The sequence below is a fragment of the Devosia beringensis genome (assembly GCF_014926585.1).
GTDB lineage: Bacteria > Pseudomonadota > Alphaproteobacteria > Rhizobiales > Devosiaceae > Devosia > Devosia beringensis.
The window spans coordinates 986,274-1,007,569 of the sequence record NZ_CP045422.1 but is presented as its reverse complement, the minus strand read 5'-3'; the positions used below and the strand labels follow the sequence as shown (position 1 = coordinate 1,007,569).

At 65.4% G+C, this 21,296-nt stretch carries 19 protein-coding genes; 11 read left to right on the top strand and 8 right to left on the bottom strand.

Going from position 1 to position 21,296, the window contains the following annotated elements:
- The first annotated feature begins 102 nt into the window (after positions 1 to 102).
- Positions 103 to 1,749 carry a lysine--tRNA ligase gene (locus GDR53_RS04930; RefSeq protein ID WP_232846734.1) on the top strand — a complete coding sequence of 549 codons (1,647 nt, stop codon included), beginning with the start codon at positions 103 to 105 and terminating at the stop codon, positions 1,747 to 1,749.
- On the opposite strand, the gene GDR53_RS04925 is transcribed toward GDR53_RS04930, so the two are convergent.
- Complete coding sequence (locus tag GDR53_RS04925; RefSeq protein WP_193336978.1) at positions 1,746 to 2,087, bottom strand: DUF2087 domain-containing protein; 342 nt, start codon at positions 2,085 to 2,087, stop codon at positions 1,746 to 1,748. The two genes, GDR53_RS04930 and GDR53_RS04925, sit on opposite strands and share 4 nt — an antisense overlap.
- Positions 2,084 to 2,725, bottom strand: a complete 642-nt coding sequence (locus GDR53_RS04920) for a S24 family peptidase (protein WP_193336977.1) — start codon at positions 2,723 to 2,725, stop codon at positions 2,084 to 2,086. Before GDR53_RS04920 ends, GDR53_RS04925 begins: the two co-directional genes overlap by 4 nt.
- Before the next feature lie 132 nt (positions 2,726 to 2,857).
- Between GDR53_RS04920 and GDR53_RS04915 the strand changes: the two genes are divergently transcribed.
- Both GDR53_RS04915 and GDR53_RS04910 read left to right on the top strand, forming a co-directional pair.
- The gene (locus tag GDR53_RS04915) at positions 2,858 to 3,214 is read left to right on the top strand and encodes a DUF952 domain-containing protein (protein ID WP_193336976.1); all 357 of its coding nucleotides are present in this window, start codon (positions 2,858 to 2,860) and stop codon (positions 3,212 to 3,214) included.
- Positions 3,211 to 4,320 carry a quinone-dependent dihydroorotate dehydrogenase gene (locus GDR53_RS04910; protein ID WP_193336975.1) on the top strand — a complete coding sequence of 370 codons (1,110 nt, stop codon included), beginning with the start codon at positions 3,211 to 3,213 and terminating at the stop codon, positions 4,318 to 4,320. Before GDR53_RS04915 ends, GDR53_RS04910 begins: the two co-directional genes overlap by 4 nt.
- On the opposite strand, the gene GDR53_RS04905 is transcribed toward GDR53_RS04910, so the two are convergent.
- Complete coding sequence (locus tag GDR53_RS04905; protein WP_193336974.1) at positions 4,317 to 4,988, bottom strand: response regulator; 672 nt, start codon at positions 4,986 to 4,988, stop codon at positions 4,317 to 4,319. The two genes, GDR53_RS04910 and GDR53_RS04905, sit on opposite strands and share 4 nt — an antisense overlap.
- Positions 4,989 to 5,195: 207 nt before the next feature.
- On the opposite strand from GDR53_RS04905, the gene GDR53_RS04900 reads away from it, so the two are divergent.
- The 3 genes from GDR53_RS04900 (at position 5,196) to GDR53_RS04890 (ending at position 10,667) form a co-directional block, all read left to right on the top strand.
- Positions 5,196 to 8,828, top strand: a complete 3,633-nt coding sequence (locus GDR53_RS04900; protein ID WP_193336973.1) for a peptidoglycan-binding protein — start codon at positions 5,196 to 5,198, stop codon at positions 8,826 to 8,828.
- 154 nt (positions 8,829 to 8,982) lie between these two features.
- Positions 8,983 to 9,909, top strand: coding sequence for a sulfite exporter TauE/SafE family protein (locus GDR53_RS04895; RefSeq protein ID WP_193336972.1), 927 nt, complete (start codon positions 8,983 to 8,985; stop codon positions 9,907 to 9,909).
- Entirely contained in the window at positions 9,906 to 10,667 is a 762-nt protein-coding gene (locus GDR53_RS04890; protein ID WP_193336971.1) for a TIGR02186 family protein, read from the top strand. The genes GDR53_RS04895 and GDR53_RS04890 overlap by 4 nt, the downstream gene beginning before the upstream one ends.
- On the opposite strand, the gene pdeM is transcribed toward GDR53_RS04890, so the two are convergent.
- Both pdeM and GDR53_RS04880 read right to left on the bottom strand, forming a co-directional pair.
- The gene (gene pdeM, locus GDR53_RS04885; protein ID WP_193336970.1) at positions 10,668 to 11,330 is read right to left on the bottom strand and encodes a ligase-associated DNA damage response endonuclease PdeM; all 663 of its coding nucleotides are present in this window, start codon (positions 11,328 to 11,330) and stop codon (positions 10,668 to 10,670) included. It abuts the gene before it with no gap.
- Positions 11,331 to 11,371: 41 nt separating this feature from the next.
- Entirely contained in the window at positions 11,372 to 13,855 is a 2,484-nt protein-coding gene (locus tag GDR53_RS04880) for a ligase-associated DNA damage response DEXH box helicase (RefSeq protein ID WP_232846733.1), read from the bottom strand.
- 94 nt (positions 13,856 to 13,949) lie between these two features.
- Here GDR53_RS04880 and GDR53_RS04875 point away from each other — a divergent pair, with 94 nt between their 5' ends.
- From GDR53_RS04875 to GDR53_RS04865, 3 genes are read left to right on the top strand one after another with little or no spacing between them, the layout of a single operon-like run.
- Positions 13,950 to 14,243 carry a DUF6460 domain-containing protein gene (locus tag GDR53_RS04875; RefSeq protein ID WP_193336968.1) on the top strand — a complete coding sequence of 98 codons (294 nt, stop codon included), beginning with the start codon at positions 13,950 to 13,952 and terminating at the stop codon, positions 14,241 to 14,243.
- On the top strand, positions 14,243 to 14,911 hold the full coding sequence (locus GDR53_RS04870) for a nucleoside/nucleotide kinase family protein (protein ID WP_193336967.1): 669 nt from the start codon (positions 14,243 to 14,245) through the stop codon (positions 14,909 to 14,911). The genes GDR53_RS04875 and GDR53_RS04870 overlap by 1 nt, the downstream gene beginning before the upstream one ends.
- Before the next feature lie 16 nt (positions 14,912 to 14,927).
- Entirely contained in the window at positions 14,928 to 16,283 is a 1,356-nt protein-coding gene (locus tag GDR53_RS04865) for an MATE family efflux transporter (protein WP_193336966.1), read from the top strand.
- Here GDR53_RS04865 and GDR53_RS04860 read toward each other — a convergent pair.
- Positions 16,280 to 17,902 (bottom strand): ATP-binding response regulator, encoded by a 1,623-nt coding sequence (locus GDR53_RS04860; protein ID WP_193336965.1) that lies wholly within the window; start codon positions 17,900 to 17,902, stop codon positions 16,280 to 16,282. The genes GDR53_RS04865 and GDR53_RS04860 overlap by 4 nt on opposite strands.
- A gap of 173 nt (positions 17,903 to 18,075) precedes the next feature.
- Here GDR53_RS04860 and mscL point away from each other — a divergent pair, with 173 nt between their 5' ends.
- Together mscL and GDR53_RS04850 are read left to right on the top strand one after the other, a co-directional pair.
- On the top strand, positions 18,076 to 18,504 hold the full coding sequence (gene mscL / locus GDR53_RS04855; RefSeq protein WP_193336964.1) for a large conductance mechanosensitive channel protein MscL: 429 nt from the start codon (positions 18,076 to 18,078) through the stop codon (positions 18,502 to 18,504).
- A gap of 215 nt (positions 18,505 to 18,719) precedes the next feature.
- On the top strand, positions 18,720 to 19,355 hold the full coding sequence (locus GDR53_RS04850; protein WP_193336963.1) for a response regulator transcription factor: 636 nt from the start codon (positions 18,720 to 18,722) through the stop codon (positions 19,353 to 19,355).
- Positions 19,356 to 19,391: 36 nt separating this feature from the next.
- Here the strand turns inward: GDR53_RS04850 and GDR53_RS04845 are convergent, their stop codons facing one another.
- Both GDR53_RS04845 and hemA read right to left on the bottom strand, forming a co-directional pair.
- A complete protein-coding gene (locus GDR53_RS04845) occupies positions 19,392 to 19,694 on the bottom strand; it encodes a DUF4342 domain-containing protein (protein WP_193336962.1) in 303 nt (100 codons plus the stop codon).
- A gap of 191 nt (positions 19,695 to 19,885) precedes the next feature.
- Positions 19,886 to 21,166: a 5-aminolevulinate synthase gene (gene hemA, locus GDR53_RS04840; RefSeq protein WP_193336961.1), complete on the bottom strand. Its 1,281-nt coding sequence runs from the start codon at positions 21,164 to 21,166 to the stop codon at positions 19,886 to 19,888.
- Between the last annotated feature and the right edge of the window lie 130 nt (positions 21,167 to 21,296).

The window sequence follows — 21,296 nt, the reverse complement described above, 5'->3', positions numbered from 1 at the left end:
CTCGGGCAGGCTTGGCAAGCAGGCCAGCCCTTGAAATCGTTGACGCCACAGCGCCGGGATGCAACACAACCCGGCACTTCCTCATCTCGAAAGGCTCGCCCTTTGTCGCCCGTTCCACTGCCCGTTCTCGACCCTGCGTTCTTTGACGCTGCCCAGACTGCCCGCGCCTGGCCGTTTGAGGAAGCCCGCAAGCTCGTGAAGCGCCTGGAAAAAACCGGCAAGGGCGAAGCCGTGTTCGAGACCGGCTATGGGCCCTCCGGCCTGCCTCATATCGGCACCTTCGGCGAAGTGGCCCGCACCACCATGGTGCGCACGGCCTTCCGCCTGCTCACCCGCGATGAAGTGCCGACGCGGCTGATCTGCTTTTCCGACGACATGGACGGGATGCGCAAGATTCCGGAAAACGTGCCGTCGCGCGAGGCCATGGAGCCGCATCTGCAGAAGCCGCTGAGCGCCGTGCCCGATCCCTGGACCAATGAATATGCCAGCTTCGGCGATCACAACAACGCCATGCTGCGCCGTTTCCTCGACACCTTCGGCTTCGACTACGAGTTCGCCAGCGCCACCGACTATTACAAGTCCGGCAAGTTCGACACCGTGCTGCGCCTGGCTGCCGAGCGCTATGACGCCATCATGAAGGTGATGCTGCCCAGCCTGGGCGTCGAGCGTCAGGCCACCTATAGTCCCTTCCTGCCCATCTCGCCGCTCTCGGGCCGCGTGCTCTATGTGCCGATGAAGGAAGTCAATGCCAAGGACGGCACCATCACCTTCGCCGACGAGGACGGGCGCGACACCACCGTGCCGGTCACCGGCGGCCATGTGAAGATGCAGTGGAAGCCCGACTTCGGCATGCGCTGGGCTGCCCTGGGCGTCGATTTCGAAATGTTCGGCAAGGACCACCAGACCAATGCGCCGATCTACGACAAGATCTGCGCCATTCTCGGCGGCAATCCGCCCGAGCACTATGTCTATGAGCTCTTCCTCGATTCCGAGGGCCAGAAGATCTCCAAGTCCAAGGGCAATGGCCTGACCATTGACGAATGGCTGACCTATGCCCCGGCCGAGAGCCTGGGGCTCTACATGTTCCAGAAGCCGCGTGTCGCCAAGCGCCTGCATTTCGACGTCATCCCGCGCGCGGTGGACGAATATGCCGCCCATGTCGCGGCCTATGCCAAGCAGGATGTCGCCGCGCGTCTGGAAAACCCTGCCTTCCATGTCCATTACGGCAATGTGCCCGAGATCGACATGCCGGTCACCTTTGCGCTGCTGCTCAATTTGGCCACGGCCTCGAACCCGGAAACGCCCGAAGTCATGTGGGGCTATATCTCGGCCTATGCCCCGGGCGTGTCGCCGCAGACCCATCCCCATCTCGATGCGCTGGTCGGCTATGCCATGCGCTATTTCCGCAATTTCGTCGCCAAGACCTATCGTGCCCCCGACGATGTCGAGCGCACCGCGCTCGAGGCCCTGTCGGCCGCCTTTGCCACGCTGCCGGCCCATGCCGACAACGAGGCGATCCAGAATGCGGCGCTCGACGTCGCGCGCCAGGTCGAGCGCTACCAGGATCACAGCAAGAAGAGCCCGGCGGGCGGTCCCGGCGTGTCCGGCGACTTCTTCCGGATGCTCTACCAGGTGCTGATCGGGCAGGAACGCGGCCCCCGCTTCGGCTCCTTCGTGGCGCTCTACGGCATCGACAATACCCGCCAGCTGATCGCCGACGCGCTGGCCGGCAAGATGCTGGCGGCCTAGGCGGCGTTTGGGCTGAAGCGCGCCAGCAGCGCTTCGGCCTCTGCCGGCATGTCATGCTCGACACGCCGGTAGATCCGCCCATTGGGCGTGCGCCGCAGCATGTCGAGATCGCATAGTTCGCGGCGCAGCAGCGCATAGTCTTCATAGACATGCCAGTCGCGCAGCATCGAGCTGACCTCGGGTTCGCTCATCTGTGCATCGGCCGGCAGGTAGGACCACACCACCCAGAGCACCAGCAACTGGTCGGCCCGTTTGGACGGCCAGCGCACCAGGCGCCCGGCACCGTCAAAGCAGCGCGCCACCTTGTCGATCCGCCTGGGGTCGACGGCCTCGTTCATTGGCTGGCCCAGATGATGCGGGCAATCCACTCGATTTCGGTGAGCTCGAAAATGCGCGGCTCATAGGCCGGGTTGAGCGAGTGCAGCTCGATCTGCCGTCCGGTCTGCCGGGCCAGGATCTTGGCCATGACCTCGCCATCGCGCGTCCTGACCACGACCCGGTCGCCCCGCCGCACTTGTTCGGTGGGCGACACCACGATCCGGTCCCCCTCGCGATAGAGCGGCTCCATGGAATCGCCATGCACTTCAAGCGCATAGATCCCGCTTTGCTCGGCGGCAGGCAGGGCGACTTCGTCCCAGCCCTGTCCGGCGGGAAAGCCGGCGCTGTCGAAAAAACCGCCGCGCCCGGCCTGCGCCAGGCCCAGCAGCGGGACAGTGCGGGCCGGGCCATTGCCGCCAAGCTGGATGAAGGCGCCGCTGCCCGCCAGGAACGAGTCAAAGCCCTCGCCGGTCGCCTCCAGAACCTTGGAAATGCTCTCGGTCGATGGCCAGCGTTCGCGGCCGTCCTTGCTGACGCGCTTGGAGACGTTGAAGGCGGTGGCGTCGAGGCCGGCAAGCTTGGCCAGCGCCGAAACGGAATGGCCATGGCGCCGCGCCAGCGCATCAATGCCGTCCCAAATGGCTCGGTGTGACAACATGGGGTCTGTCCGGAACAGGAAATGTGTCTCAGTCGTGGAATTTAATCCTAGATATATGCCGCTCTCTTTCCCCTGTAAAGAGCCGCCTTGCGGTGCTTGCGGCTGCCCGCGCGCGCCTTTAGGTTCGCGCCCATGAGCAGCACCGAATTCGTCTACAAGATCGCCACCGAAGCCGCCTTCGCACCCGCGCGCAGCACGCCCGCCTTTGCCGGCATGCCGATCGACGCCCAGGATGGCTATATCCATTTTTCCAGCGCCGGCCAGCTGGCCGAAACCCTGCGCCTGCACTTTGCCGGCCAGACCGGGCTGGTGCTGCTGGCCGTGCGCAGCGCCGACCTTGGCCTGGGCCTGGTCTGGGAGGCCTCGCGCAACGGGGCGCTGTTCCCCCATCTCCATGGCGGTGCGCTGCCCACCGCTTCCATCGCCTGGGAGGCGCCACTGACCGTGGCGGCCGATGGCAGCTGCCAACTGCCCGAGGCCGTCCGATGATCTTTTCTGCCCTCTCGCCCCTGCTGCGCCTGCCGGCTTTGTCCGCTCTGTCCCAGCAGGCTTTGCTCAAGATGGATGCCGAAACCGCCCACGGCGCCACCATTGCGGCCCTGCGCCTGGGCATGGCGCCGGAGCAGGCCCAAGCCGATGGCGCCGAACTGCGCACCACGCTGTGTGGTCTCGAACTGACCAATCCGGTCGGGATGGCGGCCGGCTTTGACAAGAACGCCGAGGTGCCGCGCCCGCTGGCGCGCATGGGTTTTGGCATGGTCGAAATCGGTACGGTGACGCCGCGCCCCCAGACCGGCAATCCCAAGCCGCGCCTGTTCCGGCTGCCGGCGGCGCAGGGCGTCATCAACCGCATGGGCTTCAACAATGAGGGCCACGATGCCGCCTTCGCCCGGCTCAAGGGCCTGCGCGTGCCCGCGGCGCTCGGGGTCAATATCGGCGCCAACAAGGACAGCGAGGATTTCGTCGCCGACTATGTGGCGGGGGTCCTCAAATTTGCCGACCTGGCCGATTACCTGACCGCCAATGTCTCCTCGCCCAATACGCCGGGCTTGCGCAATCTGCAGGCCGACGAAGCCCTGCGCCGCCTGCTCGGCGAACTGCTGGCCGCTCGCGCCAAGGCGAAGACCCGCGTCCCGGTCTTTCTCAAGATCGCGCCTGACCTTGACGAAGCCGCGCTGGACGTCATCGCCAAGGTGGTGCTGTCCACCGATCTGGACGGCCTGATCGTCTCCAACACCACCATCACGCGTGACAGCGTGGCCGGGCAGGACAATGCCGAGGAAACCGGCGGGCTCTCGGGCAAGCCGCTGTTTGATCTGTCGACCCGCAAGCTCGCCCAGATGCGCCAGCGCGTTGGCGATCTGCCCATCATCGGCGTGGGCGGCATTCATTCGCCGCAATCGGCTTTGGCCAAATTCGAGGCCGGCGCCAATGCCGTCCAGCTCTATTCGGCGCTGGTCTATGGCGGGCTTGACCTGCTCGATACCATCAAGCGGGGCCTGGTCTCGGCCGTGCGGGCTCAGGGCAAGACCAATATCGCCCAACTGGTCGGCAGCAGGACCGCCGATTGGGCCGACGGCAAGGCGAGCCTCTAGCTCTTGTCCGGCCCGGTGGAGAACAGCGCCTCGAACTGACCGTCTTCGATACGGGCGGCGGCAATCACCGCCTGGGTCCGGCTGTCGACATCGAGCTTCTGCAGGATGGCCGAGACATGGGCCTTCACCGTGGCTTCCGAGATCGTCAGCTCATAGGCGATCTGCTTGTTCATCAGCCCGTCGCTGAGCATCATCAGCACCCGCACCTGCTGCGGCGTCAGCGTCGACAGCCGCCGCATCAGCGCGGTGTGACCATCATCGCCGCTCAACATGGTGCCCTCGGGCACAAAGACCTCGCCCGACAGCACCGTTTCGATGGCGCGGCGGATTTCGGTGGGCCCCACCGATTTGTGCAGATAGCCGGCCGCGCCCAGCTCGAAGGCACGACGCACCACCGTGCTGTCCTCCACTGCCGAGATGATCATCACCGGAATGTCGGGATATTGCGCGCGCAGCAGCAGGAGGCCCGAAAAGCCGCGTACGCCTGGCATGTTGAGGTCCAGCAAGACAAGATCGCAGTCGCGATCGGCGTCGAGTGCGGCGCTGAGCCCGGCGAGATCTCCGGCCTCCTCCACCGTCACGGTGGCGTCGCCCCCAGACAGGGTTTGCCGCAGCGCGGCCCGGAACAGCGGATGGTCATCGACGATGATGATGCGGCGGCGTGTCATGTTGGCGTCAGCCTCCCAGCGCGCAGACAATTCAGGTGCATCGTCACCCTATAGCCATAACCCCCGATGAAATCAGCCCACTTGGGCAATCGTGTTGGCTTAATGGGCTGATGCTTAACCCGTTCTTTACCATGTTTTACCAAGAGTAAGGCTCATACCTTCGTGTTGAATCGCGAGGGCGCCGTCTTCTCATGACAGGTACCGTTTATGGCCCGCGCGCACTCATTCCAGGAAAGTCCCGACCGGGTCGCAGACCCTCAGCCGGGCGAGTGGCAGGCGTTGCGCGGTGAACTGGTTGCCCTCCTCGATCAGGTCGAGGGGCGCTATGCCCACGTGGAGCGTGTCGAACGCGACGAGCCGGCGCTGGACGGTCTGTCCCAGCGCGTCCGCAATCTGCGCGATCAGGTCCTGGGCCCTGAGCCTGTCGATCGTCGTCGTGAGGCGCTGCGCACCGTCAAGCGCGCAGTTGATCGCTTCAGCTTTCGCGATGAGGCCGAGCAGATCGAGGCCGAGCAGGATTCCCTGGCCAGTGCCATCGCCGAAATCCGCGGCCGGCAGATCTCGGGTACGGCGGCCGCTCTCGGTCACCGCGTCATCGACATGCCCGAATTTCGCGAACTGAGCGGGCTGGTCGGCGGCCTGTCGGGGCGTCTTGAGACCCTCGAAGGCGAACTCAAATCCCAGCGCACCAGCAATGGCAGCGTGCATGAAGTGGCCAGCCAGGTCGAGCAGCTGACCCATGTGGTCGAACTGCTGGCCGGCGCCGTCGGCGAGACCGGTCAGGTCAAGCGCCTCGAATCCCAGATTGCCGCCCTGGCCGCGCTGATCGAAAAAGGCCCCAAGGTCGGGCTCAACGCTATCAACAAGCGCCTCGATGATCTCTCCACCACCGTAGGCAAGCTGGCCGAACTGCAGGCCCAGCAGATGGAGCGCGAGATCGGCCGCGAGGATCGCCTCACCGCTGCGCCTGCTTCCGCGGACGCTGGCAAGCTTGCACCGGCCATGGCGGCCATCGAAGCCGGCGTGCGCAACGTCTACGATCGCATCGACTCCATCGAAAAGAATGTGACGCTGTCCTCGGGCGATTTCGAGCGGCTGACCGCTGAAATGGCCGCCTTCACCAAGGCCATGAAGGACCGCGAGACGGCGCCGGGCGCCTTGGTCAGCAAAGTGGATGCCCTGGCCTCGCGCATCGGCGATTTCCACGCTGCCAATGGCGATGTCGCCGGCCTCAAGCAGGACGTAATGGCCCTGCGCCAGGCCGTCATGGCTGGCATGGCACCCCGCTTTGACCGGATCGAAAGCCAGCTCGAAGCGCTGTCGGACCGCATGGGGCCGGCCGCCGATACCGCCCAGGTCGAGAGCCAGCTCAAGCTGCTGATCAAGCGCATGGATGAAACCGGCGCCCAGCTCAACGGCCTGACCAAGCTCTATGCCGCGCCGCAGGACGCCGCCAGCATCGAGGCCGTCGCCATCCTGGTCGCCGAGCGCACCAGCGAAGCGGTGACCCGCAAGGCGCCGGCCCCCGTCGCCATGTTCGGCCCCGACAGCCTCAAGAGCATCGAGGACCGTCTGGCCACGCTCATCAAGAGCGCTGGCAAGACCCCTGATTATGAGGCGCTGGCCGACCTGGTCGCCGAAAAGACCTCCCAGGCTGTGGCCAAGTCAGCCGTTCCCGCCGCTCCCGGCATGGGCCAGGACGGCATGCAGGCGCTGGAAAAGCGCATCGCCGCGCTGTTCAATACCGCAGGCCAGGATACCGCCGAACGGCTGCTCCGGCTCGAAGCAGCGCTGAACCAGCGCGCTGATGCCCGGCCCGCCACCAGCTCGGCTCGAGCAGAGCCACCGGCATCGCGCCCGGCCCCTATGACTGAGCGGTCCACTCCCGACGACGATACGCCGGAAGGCAATAATGGCGAGCGGCTCGAGGCCATGCTGGCGGCCCTGGGCAGCCCGCTGGCCGAGAGCGATGCCATGCCGACCAATCCGGGCGACGATGCCCCGTTGATTGATCCTGGTTTCCGCGACACCACGCCGGTGCGATCCGCCCTCGCCGCCAAGTTCAGCACCACGCCACCCAGTGTGACCGCCGCGCCGCCTGCAGCCAGCAAGCCGGCAGCAGCCGGCAAGCCCGTTGCCGACAAGGCCGCTGCGCCGGCCCCGGCCGGCCGTCCCGCCTTTGATCCGGCCAGCGTCGAGCGGCCGCCGCGCCCACAGTCGAGCCTGGCACAGGCGCCCGCCGAACCCTTCAGCGTGACGCCGCCACCGGTCTCCCATGCCGAAGCCCAGCTTAGCCAGAACAGTACCAGCACCTTTGTGGCCGCCGCGCGCCGTGCCCAACGTGCCCGCACCGAAGCGGCTGTTCCTGACGCCACCGGCAATTCCATCATCGGTCGTGCCCTGTCGCGCTTCATGCCCGACAAGACGCCGGCCGCTGGCGCCGATCCGCTGCCGCCCGTCGACAAGCCGGCCAAGACCAAGCCGGCCAAGACCAAGCCAGCCGAGGCGCCCAAGGTCGAGGCCGTGGCTGCGCCGTCCTTCGCGGGTCCCGACGACGAGGCCGAGCAAGAGCCAAGCTTTCTGACCCGGCATCGCCGGCCCCTGTTGCTGGCCGCCACCCTGGTCGCTGTGTCCATGCTGGCGCTCAATCTGGTCATGCAGCGCATGGCCGAGCAGCCGCAGCAGGCCGCCGTCGCGGCACCCACTCCCGTGGCGCCGCCAGCCCAGGAGCCGGCCGCCGCCGATGAGGTTTCCCTGGTCCGGCCCGAGCCGCGCGTCATCGACATGATCGACGACACGGCCACCGGCTCGATCAACCCCAATGTGTCCAGCTTTACCCGCTCGGCCTTGCCCACCACGCCCATGCCGCCAACGCTGCTGGCCAATTCCGGCACCACTGGAAGGGCCGCGACGCCTGCCGCTACACCAGCGACCGAGCAACTGGTGACCGGCAGCATAGCCAGCCAGCCCGAAAGCACGGCGACCTTTGCCTTGCCCGTGGAAGACATCGGGCCGCTCGAACTGCGCCGGGCCGCGGCCAATGGCGATGCCAAGGCACAGTTTGAAGTCGCCGCCATTTTTGGCGAGGGCCGCGCCGTCGAGCAGGACTATGCCGAAGCGGCCATCTGGTACGAGCGCTCGGCCGCACAGGGCTTCGTGCCCGCCCAGTATCGCCTGGGCAATCTCTACGAGACCGGCACCGGCGTCGACAAGGACCTGGCCATTGCCAAGCTCTGGTACCAGCGCGCGGCCGAGGCGTCCAACCGCATGGCCATGCACAATCTGGCTGCGCTCTATGCCGGCGGACAACTGGGCGAGCAGGCCTTTGAAACGGCAGCGGAATGGTTCGAGCAGGCAGCCTCGCGCGGCATGACCGACAGCCAGTTCAATCTGGGCATGCTCTATGCGCGTGGCCTGGGCGTGCCGCAGGATTTCGAGCAGTCCTACAAGTGGTTTGCCCTGGCCGCCATGGGCGGTGACGCCGATGCCGCCAAGGCCAGCGAGGACATTGCCAAGTCGCTGAGCGCTGACGCCGTCAGCCGCATCAATGCCGAAGTCGCTGTCTGGAAAATGACTCCCATCGACCTGGCCGCCAATTTTGCCCCCATCGGCACCTGGTCGGACAAGTTCGTCACCGGCGAAGCGATCACGTCGCGCGAGGTCATTGCCAAGGTGCAGCTGGCCCTCGGCAAGCTCGGCTTTGATATCGGCACACCCGATGGCGTGGTCGGGCCCAAGACGGCCGAGGCCATCCGTACCTTCGAGCGCGGCACCGGCATGAGCGAAACCGGCATCATCAACCCGCGCCTGCTGGCCGTGCTGGGCAGCCAGCCCGTCTGACATAAAAGCCTGTTATTGAGGCGGCGCCTGCCGTGCCTTGGCGCATGATTGATTTGATGTGCCCGCCGGCAAAAGGTGGGAACTTTTGACTTATTGTTGACGGACAACCCTGTAGGGTGATGCCGCTGTAGTCATTTCGAACGGAACCAGGGTCTTGCAGATCTATCTGCCGATCGCCGAGCTTTCGATGAACCTCTTCTTTCTCGTGGGGATCGGAGGGGCGGTCGGATTCCTGTCTGGCCTGTTCGGCGTCGGCGGTGGCTTTCTGCTGACGCCGCTCTTGATTTTTTCCGGCGTGCCGGCCTCGGTGGCGGTGGCCTCGGTAACCGGCCAGGTCGTGGCCGCTTCGACCTCGGGCGCCCTCAGCCATTACCGGCGCGGCGGCATCGATCTGCACCTGGCGCTTTATCTGGTGGCCTCGGGCATTGTCGGCGCCGTGTTCGGCGTGGCCGCGTTCGACCTGCTGCGGTCTGCCGGCCAGCTCGATTTTGTCATTTCGCTGGGTTTTCTGGTCCTGCTCGGCTCTGTCGGCACGCTCATGCTGGTCGAATCCACACGCTCCCTGCTGAAGTCGCGCAAGGGCGTCGTCGTGCGCGAGCGACTGCCCAACCAGCACAACTGGATCCACGGCCTGCCTTGGCGCGTGCGCTTCAAGAAATCGCGCCTCTATATCAGCGTCCTGCCGGTGCTGGTCATCGGCGTGTTCATCGGCTTTGTCGGTTCGCTGCTCGGCATTGGCGGTGGCTTCATCATGGTGCCGGCTTTGGTCTATCTGCTGCGCGTGCCGGGCAGCGTCGTCATCGGCACCTCGCTGGCCCAGGTTGTGGCCATGATGGCCGCCACCACCATGCTGCACGCCGTCCAGAGCCAGAGCGTCGATATCCTGCTGGCCTTCTGCCTGATGGTGGGCGGTACCGTGGGCGCCCAGTTCGGCGCCGCGGCCGGCAAGCAGCTGCGCGGCGAACAGCTGCGCGGCCTGCTGGCTTTGCTGGTGCTGGCAGTGGCGATCCGCTTTGGTTTCTCGCTGATCCTGACCCCGGCCGATGTTTTCAGCACGGAAGTGCTGGGCGGTGCCAATTGACCCGCCTGCTTGTCGCCCTCCTGCTCTCGCTGCTGCTGGCCCTGCCGGCCAGTGCCGAGCGCCTGGTCTCCCAGCTGTCCAATGAAAGCATCGAGATCACCTCGAGCTTTGACGGCGAGCGGATGACCTTCTTCGGCTCGATCGCCCCCGATGCCGGTTCCGAGCAGAAATTTGTCACCGGACCTTTCCATGTGGTGGTTGTCGTCCTCGGCCCCACCCAGGATCGGGTGGCGCGCGAAAAGACCCACAATTTCGGCATCTGGCTCAATACCGACCGCGTCGAGTTCGACAATTTTCCGAGCTACCTGCAGGTGCTCTCGAGCGGCCGCCTCACCGATATCACCGATGTCACCACGCTGACCGCCAACGGCATCCTGCCTGAAGCCTATACCCTGGCCGCCAGCACGGCCGACTGGTGGAAGACCGAGATCTTCAGCCGCGAACTGGTGCGGCTGATGGGCGAGGAAGGCCTGTTCGGCATCCAGGAAAACGGCGTCAATTTCCTCTCCGACAATTTCTACTCCGCCCGCCTGACCCTGCCCAGCAATGCCCCGCCCGGTCCCTATGTGGCGCTGACCTTTGTGTTCAAGAATGGCGAGGTCATTGCGCGCAAGTCGGAAGGCTTCTCGGTGCGCAAGATCGGCTTTGAACGCTTCCTGGCCCTGTCCGCCGTGCAGCAGCCGCTGCTCTATGGCCTGATCTGCGTGCTGCTGGCGCTGTTTACCGGCTGGCTCGGCGGCGCGCTGTTCAAGCGCTGATCAGGAGCGCACCAGCCGCTGGATGCTCACCGGATAGGTCCGGTCCTTGCCCAGCATGGTCACTTCCAGCGCCGGAAAGTGCAGCAGGCCGGCAAAGGCAGGCGAGAGGATATTGATCGATCCCGTCGAGGCGCCATAAGCCGGCAGGATCAGCAGCCGGTTGTCATGCACAAAGCACGGGCGGCGGGTCGATCGGCCCTCGATGCGGATCTGCGCCGCCGGATGCAGGTGGCCCGCGATCAGTCCTACAGTCCCCCGCCGCGGCTCATGCGTCAGCGTCAGGCCGAACAGGTCGATCTCGGGCAGGGCAGTCCCAACCAGTCCATTGGGCAGCGGGTCGTGATTGCCGGACAGCCAGACGCACTCGATGCTCGCGGCAATGGTTTCGAGCCGGGCCCGGTCGGCCGCGCTCAGATGCGCGCCGGCATCGGCGCGGTGGAAACTGTCGCCCAGGGCTACCAGTCGCACGGCGCCGGTGCGGCGCAGGTCCGCCTCGAGCCGGCTTAGCGTCACCCCCGTATCATACGGCGGCAGCATCTGGCCGCGCCGGGCAAAGCTGCCCATCTTGTCGAGGTGCAGGTCGGCCACCAGCAGCGTCTGCCGGGCGTGCCAGTAGAGCGCGCCGGAGGGCAGGGGCTCAAAATTATGGCCGGCAAAGCGCAAGATCGGTGTCTCCGTGATCTCGGCCTGCAATTGGACCTGACTCAATTCTGTCCAAGCGCCTCGCGCATCAGTTCATCTGCCGCATCAGCCATAGCCGATTCGCGGCCTTCCCCGAAAATCGGCTCCTTGCCGATATCGAGCATGACCGGTACGGCCAGCGGCGAGATCCGGTTCAGTGGCTTGTGCACGATATGGCCGCTGATGCGCGCCAGCATGTCGCCCAGCCGCTCGATATCGAGCAGGCCGCGGGCCGCGTCGCGGCGGGTCGCCTGGATCAGGATATGGTCCGGCTCGTGCTGGTAGAGCACGTCATAGATCAGGTCCGAGCTCATGGTGATCTGCCGGCCGCTTTTTTCGCGGCCCGGATGGCGCCGCTCGATCAGCCCGGCAATAACAGCGCAATTGCGGAAAGTACGCTTCATCAGCGCCGATTCATCGAGCCAGGCTTCGAGGTCATCGCCCAGCATGTCTTGGGAGAAGAGATCATCGAGCGACAGCCGATTGGTGCGGATCAGGCCGGACAGATCGCCCAAGCCCCAGATGGCCAGGGCATATTCGCTGGCAACAAAGCCCAGCGGGCGCGCGCGTGCCCGCTCCAGCCGCCGCGTCAGCAGCATGCCCAGCGTCTGGTGCGCCAGCCGTCCCTCAAAGGGGTAGCAGACCAGGTAGTTTTGCGCCCCGCGCGGAAAGGTTTCGACCAAGAGGCTGTCGCGCCGCGGCATGACCGATACGTCGCGCTGCAGCCGCAGCCAGTCACTGACCTGGTCTGGCAGCTTGTGCCAGTCATCCGGCGTGTCCATGATCCGCCGCACGCGCTCGGCCAGATAGGTCGAGAGCGGAAACTTGCCGCCCATATAGCTCGGAATCTTCGGATTGGTGGCCTGCGCCCGCGACACGAAGGCCTCGTTGTCGCGCATGCCCTCGAAGGCGACGATCTCGCCGCCGAACATGAAGGTGTCGCCCACCAGCAGCGTGCCGAAGAAATATTCCTCCATCTCGCCCAGCACGCGGCCGCCGGCGCCGATCGGGCTTTGCGACTGTCCCTTCTTGAGCCCGCGCGCCCGCACTAGCCGCACCTTGACCATGGGTTCTTCGATGATGGTGCCGATATTGAGCCGGTATTGCTGGGCCACCTGCGGATTGGCCACGCGCCAGGTGCCCTCCGGCGTCAGCTTGAGCCGCGCATAGCGTTCATAGGCCCGCAGCGCATAGCCGCCCGTGGCGACGAAATCGAGCACCCGGTCGAACTGACCGCGCGGCAGGTCGCGATAGGGCCAGGCGAGCCGCACCTCGTCATAAAGCGCGTCGGCGGCAAAGGGCGCGGCGCAGGCCATGCCCATGATATGCTGGGCCAGCACGTCATAGCCGCCATTGACCGGGTCTTCGCTGTCCTGGTGCCGCTCGGCCACCGCTTCCAGCGCCGCCTCGCATTCGAGCACCTCGAAGCGGTTGGAGGGCACCAGCAGCGCCTTGGAAGCCTCGTCGAGCCGGTGATTGGCCCGGCCGATGCGCTGCAGCATGCGCGAGCTGCCCTTGGGCGCCCCCACCTGCACCACCAGATCCACATCGCCCCAGTCAATGCCGAGGTCCAGCGTCGAGGTGCAGACTACCGCCCGCAGCGCGCCGGCCACCATGGCGCCCTCCACCTTGCGCCGCTGCTCCACCGAGAGCGAACCGTGATGCAGGGCAATGGGCAGCATGTCGTCATTGATCGCCCACAGGCCCTGGAACAGCAGTTCGGCCTGGCTGCGCGTATTGACGAAGAGCAGGGTCGTTCGGTGCTGCTTGATGGTCTCGTAGAGGTCGCGATGGGCATAATTGGCCGAATGCCCGGCCCAGGGCAGCCGCTCTTGGGTCGCGAGGATTTCCAGCACCGGCGCCGCCCCGCCGGTGGTTTCCAGCAGCTTTGTCACCCGACCGGGCACGGGCTGGGCGATCCAGTCGCGCAACAGGTCCGGCCGCGCCACCGTGGCGCTGAGCGCGGTGATCTGCAGATCTGGCGCGAGGCTCGCAATGCGCGCCAGGGCCAGCGACAGCAGCTCCCCGCGCTTGGAGGTGACCAAAGCATGCAGCTCGTCGAGCACGATGCGCCTGAGCGAACCGAAGAACAGCTCGGCCTGCGGGTGGCTGATCAGCAGCGCCAATTGCTCGGGCGTGGTGAGCAGGATATGCGGTGGCTTGGCGCGCTGCCGCGCCCGCTTGCTGGCCGGCGTATCCCCGGTCCGCGTTTCCGCCGTGATCTTGAGACCCATCTCGAGGATCGGGCCGGTGAGGTTTCGCTGCACATCCACCGCCAGCGCCTTGAGCGGGGAAATGTAGAGCGTGTGCAGGCCTTGATGGTCGCCGGCAACCAGGTCGGCCAGCGTCGGCAGGAACCCGGCCAGTGTCTTGCCGGCCCCGGTGGGCGCAATCAGCAGCGCCGAGGCGCCGGCATTCCAGCTGTCGAGCACATCGAGCTGGTGCTGTCGCGGCGCCCAGCCCTTGGCGGCGAACCACGCGGTAATGACGGGAGGCAGTTCAGCCAAATCTAAGCTCCGGCAGAAGCGTTCAAGTCTTCTGCAAATCAGAAAACACCCTATATGATCACCCAGCATCCCGACAGCGGGCGGAGGAACACCGATGAGCGATCCCTATCCCACCGAGCCAAGGCGCCGCAGTGCCGTCGAACGGTTCTTCGGCGGCAGCCCTGCCGGCGTTATTCTCCGGCTGATACTGGTATCCCTGCTGGTGGGCTTCCTGATGTCGGTGTTCGGCGTCCGGCCACAGGACGTCATCGACGGCGCCATCGAGCTGTTTCACGATGCCGTGCGCGATGGTTTCGGCGTGTTCCGCGATCTGGGCGCCTATGTCATCACCGGCGCGGTGCTGGTCGTGCCCATCTGGCTGCTGATCCGCCTGACCCGGAGATCGTGATGCCGACCCGCCTCAGCCTCACGCCGCAGCAGGCCTTGCAGCGCCTCGTGCCGCATATCCTCGAGCTGGAGAGCCAGGCCCATGCCCGCATCGCCATCGGCCTCGCCGGCGGGCCGGGCACCGGCAAGTCCACCCTGGCGGCCGAGATCGTCACCATGCTCAACGCCACCAAGTCGGGCAGCGCCCAGCTGGTGCCCATGGATGGCTTTCACATGCGCCACGCCAAGCTCGAATCCATGGGTCAGACCGACTTCAAGGGCGCCCCGCATACCTTTGAGGGGGCGGCCTTTGTCAGTTTCCTGCACCATCTCAAATCCGCCAGCGCCGCCGTCAGCGGCCCGGGCTATTCGCGCCAGATCGAGGACGTCGTGGACGATGCCTTTACCGTCGGCCCCGATGTCCGCGTGCTGGTTGTCGAGGGCAATTATCTGCTGCTGACCGAAGGCCCCTTTGCCGGCGTCAGGCCGCAGCTCGATTATGCCGTCTTCATCGATGTGCCGCGCGATCTGGTCGAGGCCCGCCTGCTCAAGCGCCATGCCGAGGCCGGCCTGTTCGGCGAGGAGCGCAACCGCGCCCATATCGCGCGCAATGATCTGCCCAATTATGATCTGGTAGCCCTGTCGCAGGACCGGGCCGATGTGGTGATCTCGCTGCTCACCGAGCACTGATTCTGCGAGCACTCTCATGACCACCGGCGCGCGTCCCCAATATCCCTTCGACGTGCGCCACGCCGACGTCTGGAAGATCGCGCTACCGGCCTCGGTGGCATTCATCACCGAGCCGCTGGTGGGCATTGTCGATATCACCGTGATCGGCCGGCTCGGCGATGCCGGCCTGCTCGGCGGCCTCGTGCTGGGCGCCCTGGTGTTCGACGTCATCTTCTCGCTGGCCTATTTCCTGCGCATCGGCACGGCCGGCCTCACTGCCCAGGCCGTTGGCGCGCGCGATCCCCGCGATGGCCTGCTCCACGTCAGCCGGGCCATCCTGCTCGCCATTGGCATCGGGCTCAGCATGATCGCCCTGGGCGGACCCATACTCTGGCTGGCCACGAGCCTGCTGGCGCCGGGTTCGGGCACTGGCGCCGCCCTGGCCGACTATTTTGCCGTCCGCATCTGGTCGGCGCCATTTTCGCTGGTCAATTATGCCCTGCTGGGCTGGTTCTATGGCCGGGCCGCCGCCACGACCGGCATGGCACTGCAGTTCCTGCTGCACGGCATCAATATCCTTGCCAGCATTGCCTTCGTCTATCTGCTGGGTTGGGGCGTCGCCGGCGCTGCGGCGGGCACCGTGCTCGGTCAGGTGGTGGCGGCCCTTGTCGGCCTGGCTCTGCTGCTGCGTCACTATGGTGGTCCCCGTGCCGTGCTGGCCCACATTGCGCCGGGCGAGCTGCTCGATGCCATCGCGCTCAAACGCATGTTCGGCCTCAGTCGCGACCTGATGATCCGCTCCCTGGCCCTGATGGGCGCCTATGCCTGGTTTGCGGCCCAGGGCTCGCGCATGGGCGAGGTGGCGCTCTCGGCCAATGCCATCCTGCTCAATCTGCTCATGGTGGTGGGCTTCTTCCTCGATGGCATCGCCCAGGCCGCCGAACAGCTCACCGGCAAGGCCGTCGGCGCCAACTGGCGCCCCGCCTTTGATCGCGCCTATGGCCTGAGCTTTCTCTGGGGCCTGGTGATCGCTGGCGGTCTGGGACTGGCCTGGTATTTGGGCGGGTCCGCCCTGATCGGGTTGATGACCACCAATGCAGAGGTCCGGGCGCAGGCCGTCAGCTACCTGCCCATTGCCGCGCTCTGCGCTCTCACCTTCATGCCGGCCTTCGTCTATGACGGCATCCTGATCGGCGCCACCCTCAACACCACCATGCGCAATGGCATGGTGATATCCCTCGTGGTCTTCCTGGCGGCTGCCCTGCTGCTGCAGCGGCTGCTGGGCAATCTCGGGCTCTGGCTGGCCCTGCATGTCTGGTTTCTGGCCCGCGGCGCCATCTATTGGTGGGCGCTGGAGCGCCGCCGGGCGGGCCTGTTCAGCGATCCAGCCTAGCCGATCCGCGGGCTCGGGCTGCGCGCCTGGTTGGCCAACCCGCTGATGGCGGCGCGCAGGGCCGCCGGCTTGACCGGCTTGGTCACTACCGCAATGCCGCGTTCCTCGGCCAGGGCCCGCACGGCCGGACTGCGATCGGCGGTGACCAGCGCGGCAGGCAGGTGCCCGCCCAGATTGTGACGCAGCCATTCAATGGCATCCAGGCCCGACGTCTGGTCGAGGTGGTAGTCCATCAGCACCAGGTCGGGATACCAGCCCTCGAGCAGCTGTTCCTTGTCGATCTGCTTGAGCGACAGCGCGCTGCGCACGTCACAGCCCCAATGGGTTAGCAACCCCTCCATGGCCTCGATGATGGCCCGCTCATTGTCCACGCAGAGGATCTTGAGTCCCCGCGTACCAAAATGCAGCTCGGCCGGTGAGGGCGCCGGCTCCGCGCTGGGCCGGATGGTCCGCGTCAGCGGCAGGAACAGCGAGAAGCGCGAGCCGCGCCCCTCGACGCTGTCGAGCTCCAGCGTCAGCCCCAGCGCCGCCACTAGGCGCTGCACGATGGAGAGACCCAGCCCGAGCCCCTGCGCCATGCGGGCGCCGCGCTCCAGCCGCGAAAACTCGGCGAACAGCAGCCGGTGCTGGTCCTTATTGAAGCCGATGCCGGTATCGATCACGTCGAGCCGCATCCGGTTGCCGCGCCGTCGTAACCCAACCAGGACCTTGCCGCCGCGATGGGTATATTTGATCGCGTTCGACACCAGGTTCTGCACGATACGCCCGACCAGCGATCGGTCCACCAGTACCGATGACGTGCTGCCCACGATGCGCAGGGTGATGTCGCGCTCGCGCGCCATCGGCCCGAATTCGACCTCGATGCGCTTGAGCAGGTCTCGTGCCGCCACCGGCGCCGGCGCTGGTTTCAGCGCGCCGCTGTCGATGCGGGAAATGTCGAGCAGCGCCGACATGATGTCTTCCACCGCCGTCAGCGAGGCTTCGATGGAATTGGCCAGGTCGGCCAGCCCGGTGGATTTGGCGCGCTCGATCAATGTTGACGTATAAAGCCGCGCCGCATTGAGCGGCTGCAGCAGGTCGTGGCTGGCCGCAGCCAGGAAACGCGTCTTGTCGTGGTTGGCGGCATCGGCCTTGGCGCGGGCGCTTTCGAGCTCCGCATTGACCCGTGTCAGCGCCGCCGTGCGCTCGGCCACGCGGCCCTCCAGCGACAGGTTGACCTGCTCCAGCGCCCGTTCCGCCTGCACCCGCGCGGTGACATCGGCAAAGGCGATGACCAGCCCGCCATCGGGCAGGCGGCTCGAATAGAATTCCAGCGTCTGGCTGTCATTGCCGCTGCGCTGCGTCACCGTTACCGGCTGGGAGGTCAGCAGATTGATCCGCTCGATCGCCAGCCGAGCCGCATCGCCTTGCCCCAGGTCACCCCGGTCCGCCAGGAACAGGGCGATGTCGAACAGCGGCGTCCCCAACTTTTGCAGCGCTGCGGGCAGCTCCAGCAGGCTGTTGTAGCGGGCGTTCGAGGTCACCAACCGCAACCGCGCATCGAACACGGCAATGCCCTGCGGAATATGATCAATGGCCTGCCGCAGGCTGGCTTCTGCGTCGCTCTTGGGTGGCGCCATGGGCGTGTGGGAACCGGGTTGCTGGGGAAGCCCGACTATCGGCCGCGCCGACAGGCCGCGCAAGGTCAACTCTCTGCCCATTGCTTTTTCGGCAGATGATCATCAATGTTTAACTTCCGCGGCAGTGCGGTGACGCCTTGGGAAGAGGCGGGCAGTTAATGAGAGGGCTATCCATGTTCAAGGAATTCCGCGACTTCGCCATCAAGGGCAACATGATCGATCTGGCGATCGGCGTGATCATCGGCGCCGCTTTCGGCGCCATCGTCTCGTCGGTGGTCGACGATATCTTCATGCCCCTGATCGGCCTGCTGATCGGTGGAATCGATTTCTCGAACCTGTTTGTCGTGCTGTCCAACCCCGACAACCTGCCGATACCCTCCCTGCTGGCAGCTCAGGAAGCCGGCATTGCCACGCTCAATGTCGGTCTGTTCATCAACGCCGTGGTCAAGTTCGCCATCATTGCCTTCGTGCTGTTCATGGTGGTCAAGGGCATCAATTCGCTCAAGCGCGAGGCGGCCAAGGAACCCGTGACCGAGACGCCCGCGCCCAGCCGCGAGGAAGTGCTGCTGACCGAAATCCGCGACGCCCTGCGCGCACGCTGAAACACGAGGCCAGCCTTTCGGCTGGCCTTTTCTGCACCATTGGCTAGGACAGCAGTCAGTTAACAGGACAGTAGTAGGTATATATACCCATAATTGGTAATGTCACCTACGTATTCTCCGTATGGGCGAGCGGGAACCCTTAGTGCAAACTACCGTCAAATATGACGTTGAGTTGGTGACTATATTTAAAGCGAATTAAGCCAGGGCAGGGCAAGATGAGCGAAGACATTTATTACCGTTCGGCTTTGAACCGTGACCGACTGATCCATATTGTCGATTCCGATCCGGCCACCTGCGAGGCGCTCAGCGTCCTGTTTCGCCTTGAGGGCTTTCAGACCACCTTCTCCATTGATGCCGCTCAGTTCCTGGTGGGGCTGGAGCGCCGCATCCCCGACATCGTGGTGCTCAATCTGCGGCTGGGCGAGGAAAGCGGGCTGAGCCTGCTGCGCCGCATCAAGGCCATGGGTACCGGCACGCCGGTCTTCATGCTGGCCGATTACCCCCAGCTTGAGGCCGCCGTCACCGCCATGAAGATCGGCGCCGCCGACGTGGTCAGCAAGCCGATCGATACCGAGCACTTCCTTGCCGATATTCGCGATGCCCTGCGCCGGGACGTGCATCTCAACGCCATGCAGGGCGGGCGGCGATCCATCGAGGTGCGCGGCTTTGCCCAGCTCACCCCGCGCGAGCGCGAGGTGCTGCAGCTGATCAGCAATGGTCAGTCCAACAAGGAAGCCGGCCGCCTGCTGGGCATTTCGCCCCGCACCATCGAGGTGCATCGGGCCCGGGTGATGGAAAAACTCGGCGCCCGCAACACGGCCGATCTGATGCGGATCGTGCTGACCGGCTAGTGGTCGGGCCCACCGGCGCGGCCAGACGAGTTCGGTTCATGCAGGCAGTTCGCCACCATCGGATTGGTCACTGTCCCGCACGATCTCGACCCTGACCTTGGTGGCCAGGCCCGCAATGGCGCCGATGGCGGCCAGCCAGGGGGCAGTCAGTACAATGACCCCGCCCGCCACGGCGCCGGCGGTCAGGGGAATTTCGAGAAATACCGAACCGTCTTCGGCGCGGATGCGCAACCGGCTGACATTGCCCTCGGCAATCAGGCGGCGCACCGTCTCGATCAGCTGATGACCGGCAATGTCGAGGTCTTCGGTGAAGCGGCGGTTTCTGGGCTCTTCGGTCATGACCATGCTCCTGCTGTGGATCACCACAGGCTACGCCCGGTCCGGACGCGGATGCATTGATCTGGCGCAAGCCATGGCGTTGCCGGGTTGGTCGGTGGCGGGTGCCAGGTGTACGCGCGCCGCAGCCAGGGGCGGCTGACGCCTTGCAGCGGTCAGCCTTCCCCGGGGCAGGCGGGCAGGTTCAAAAGAACTTAGCCGCCCACTGTCGGCAGGGTCAGGTCACCCGAGGTCAGCTTGCTGGCGGTGATCTTGGCGTCGGCGCGTTCGCGCGGCAGTTCCAGGCTCGTCCAGACGCTGACCAGCGCATGGCGCAGTTCAAACACCATCTCGTCGGTATGCAGCGGCGTCGGGGTAATGCGCAGCCGCTCGGTGCCCTTGGGCACGGTCGGGTAGTTGATCGGCTGGATATAGATATTGTGCTTTTCCAGCAGCATGTCGCTGGCCGCCTTGCACTGGCGCGCATCGCCCACCATCAGCGGCACGATATGGGTTTCGGTGTCCATCACCGGCAGGCCGGCATCGGCCAGGATCGCCTTGGTGAGGCGTGCCTGGCGCTGCTGCATCATGCGCTCATGGCCGCTCGTCTTGAGATGCTCGATCGAGGCGCGCGCCGAGGCGCAGAGCGCTGGGGGCAGGGCGGTGGTGAAGATGAATTCGGGCGCATAGGAGCGCACCGCGTCGATGATCGCCTTGTTGGCGGCAATATAGCCGCCCATCGTGCCAAAGCCCTTGGCCAGCGTGCCCTCGATCACGTCGATCCGGTCCATCAGGCCGTCGCGCTCGGCAATGCCGCCGCCGCGCGGGCCATACATGCCCACGGCATGGACTTCGTCGATATAGGTCAGCGCGCCGAACTCTGCAGCCAGGTCGCAGATCGCCTTGATCGGCGCAATGTCACCATCCATCGAATAGATGGACTCAAAGCAGATCAGCTTGGGCCGCTTGCGGTCCACCTGGCTGAGCAGCTCGCGCAGATGAGCCACGTCATTGTGCCGAAAGATGACCTTCTGCATGCCCGACTGGCGCACGCCCTGGATCATCGAGGCGTGGTTGAGCTGGTCCGAATAGATGATGCAATCCGGCAGCAGCCGCGCAATGGTGGAAATGCCGGCCTCGTTGGAGACAAAGCCGGAGGTGAAGACCAGGGCGGCTTCTTTGCGGTGCAGGTCGGCGAGCGAACGCTCAAGCTCGACCAGCGGCCGGTTGGTGCCGGAAATATTGCGCGTACCGCCCGAGCCGACGCCCAGCTTGCCCGCTGTGTCCTGCATGGCCTTGATCACCTTGGGGTGCTGGCCCATGCCCAGATAGTCATTGGAGCACCAGATGGTGATGTCGCGCTCATTGTCGGCATCGTCACGATAGATGGCGCGAGGGAACTGCCCTGCTACCCGTTCGAGATCGGCGAATACCCGATAGCGCTTCTCCGTCCGCAGCGTATCAACCGCATCTTCGAATATGCTGCGATAGTCCATCGAAACGTCCTTTTGTCTGCTGCAGACCGATCGGGGCCCGAATGCGACGCCAGTCTTGGCTTAAGGTCGCCGCCGGCGCATTGACATAAGTCAAGATGCCGCGCGACCACTTGGCCCGACCCCGAAGCGC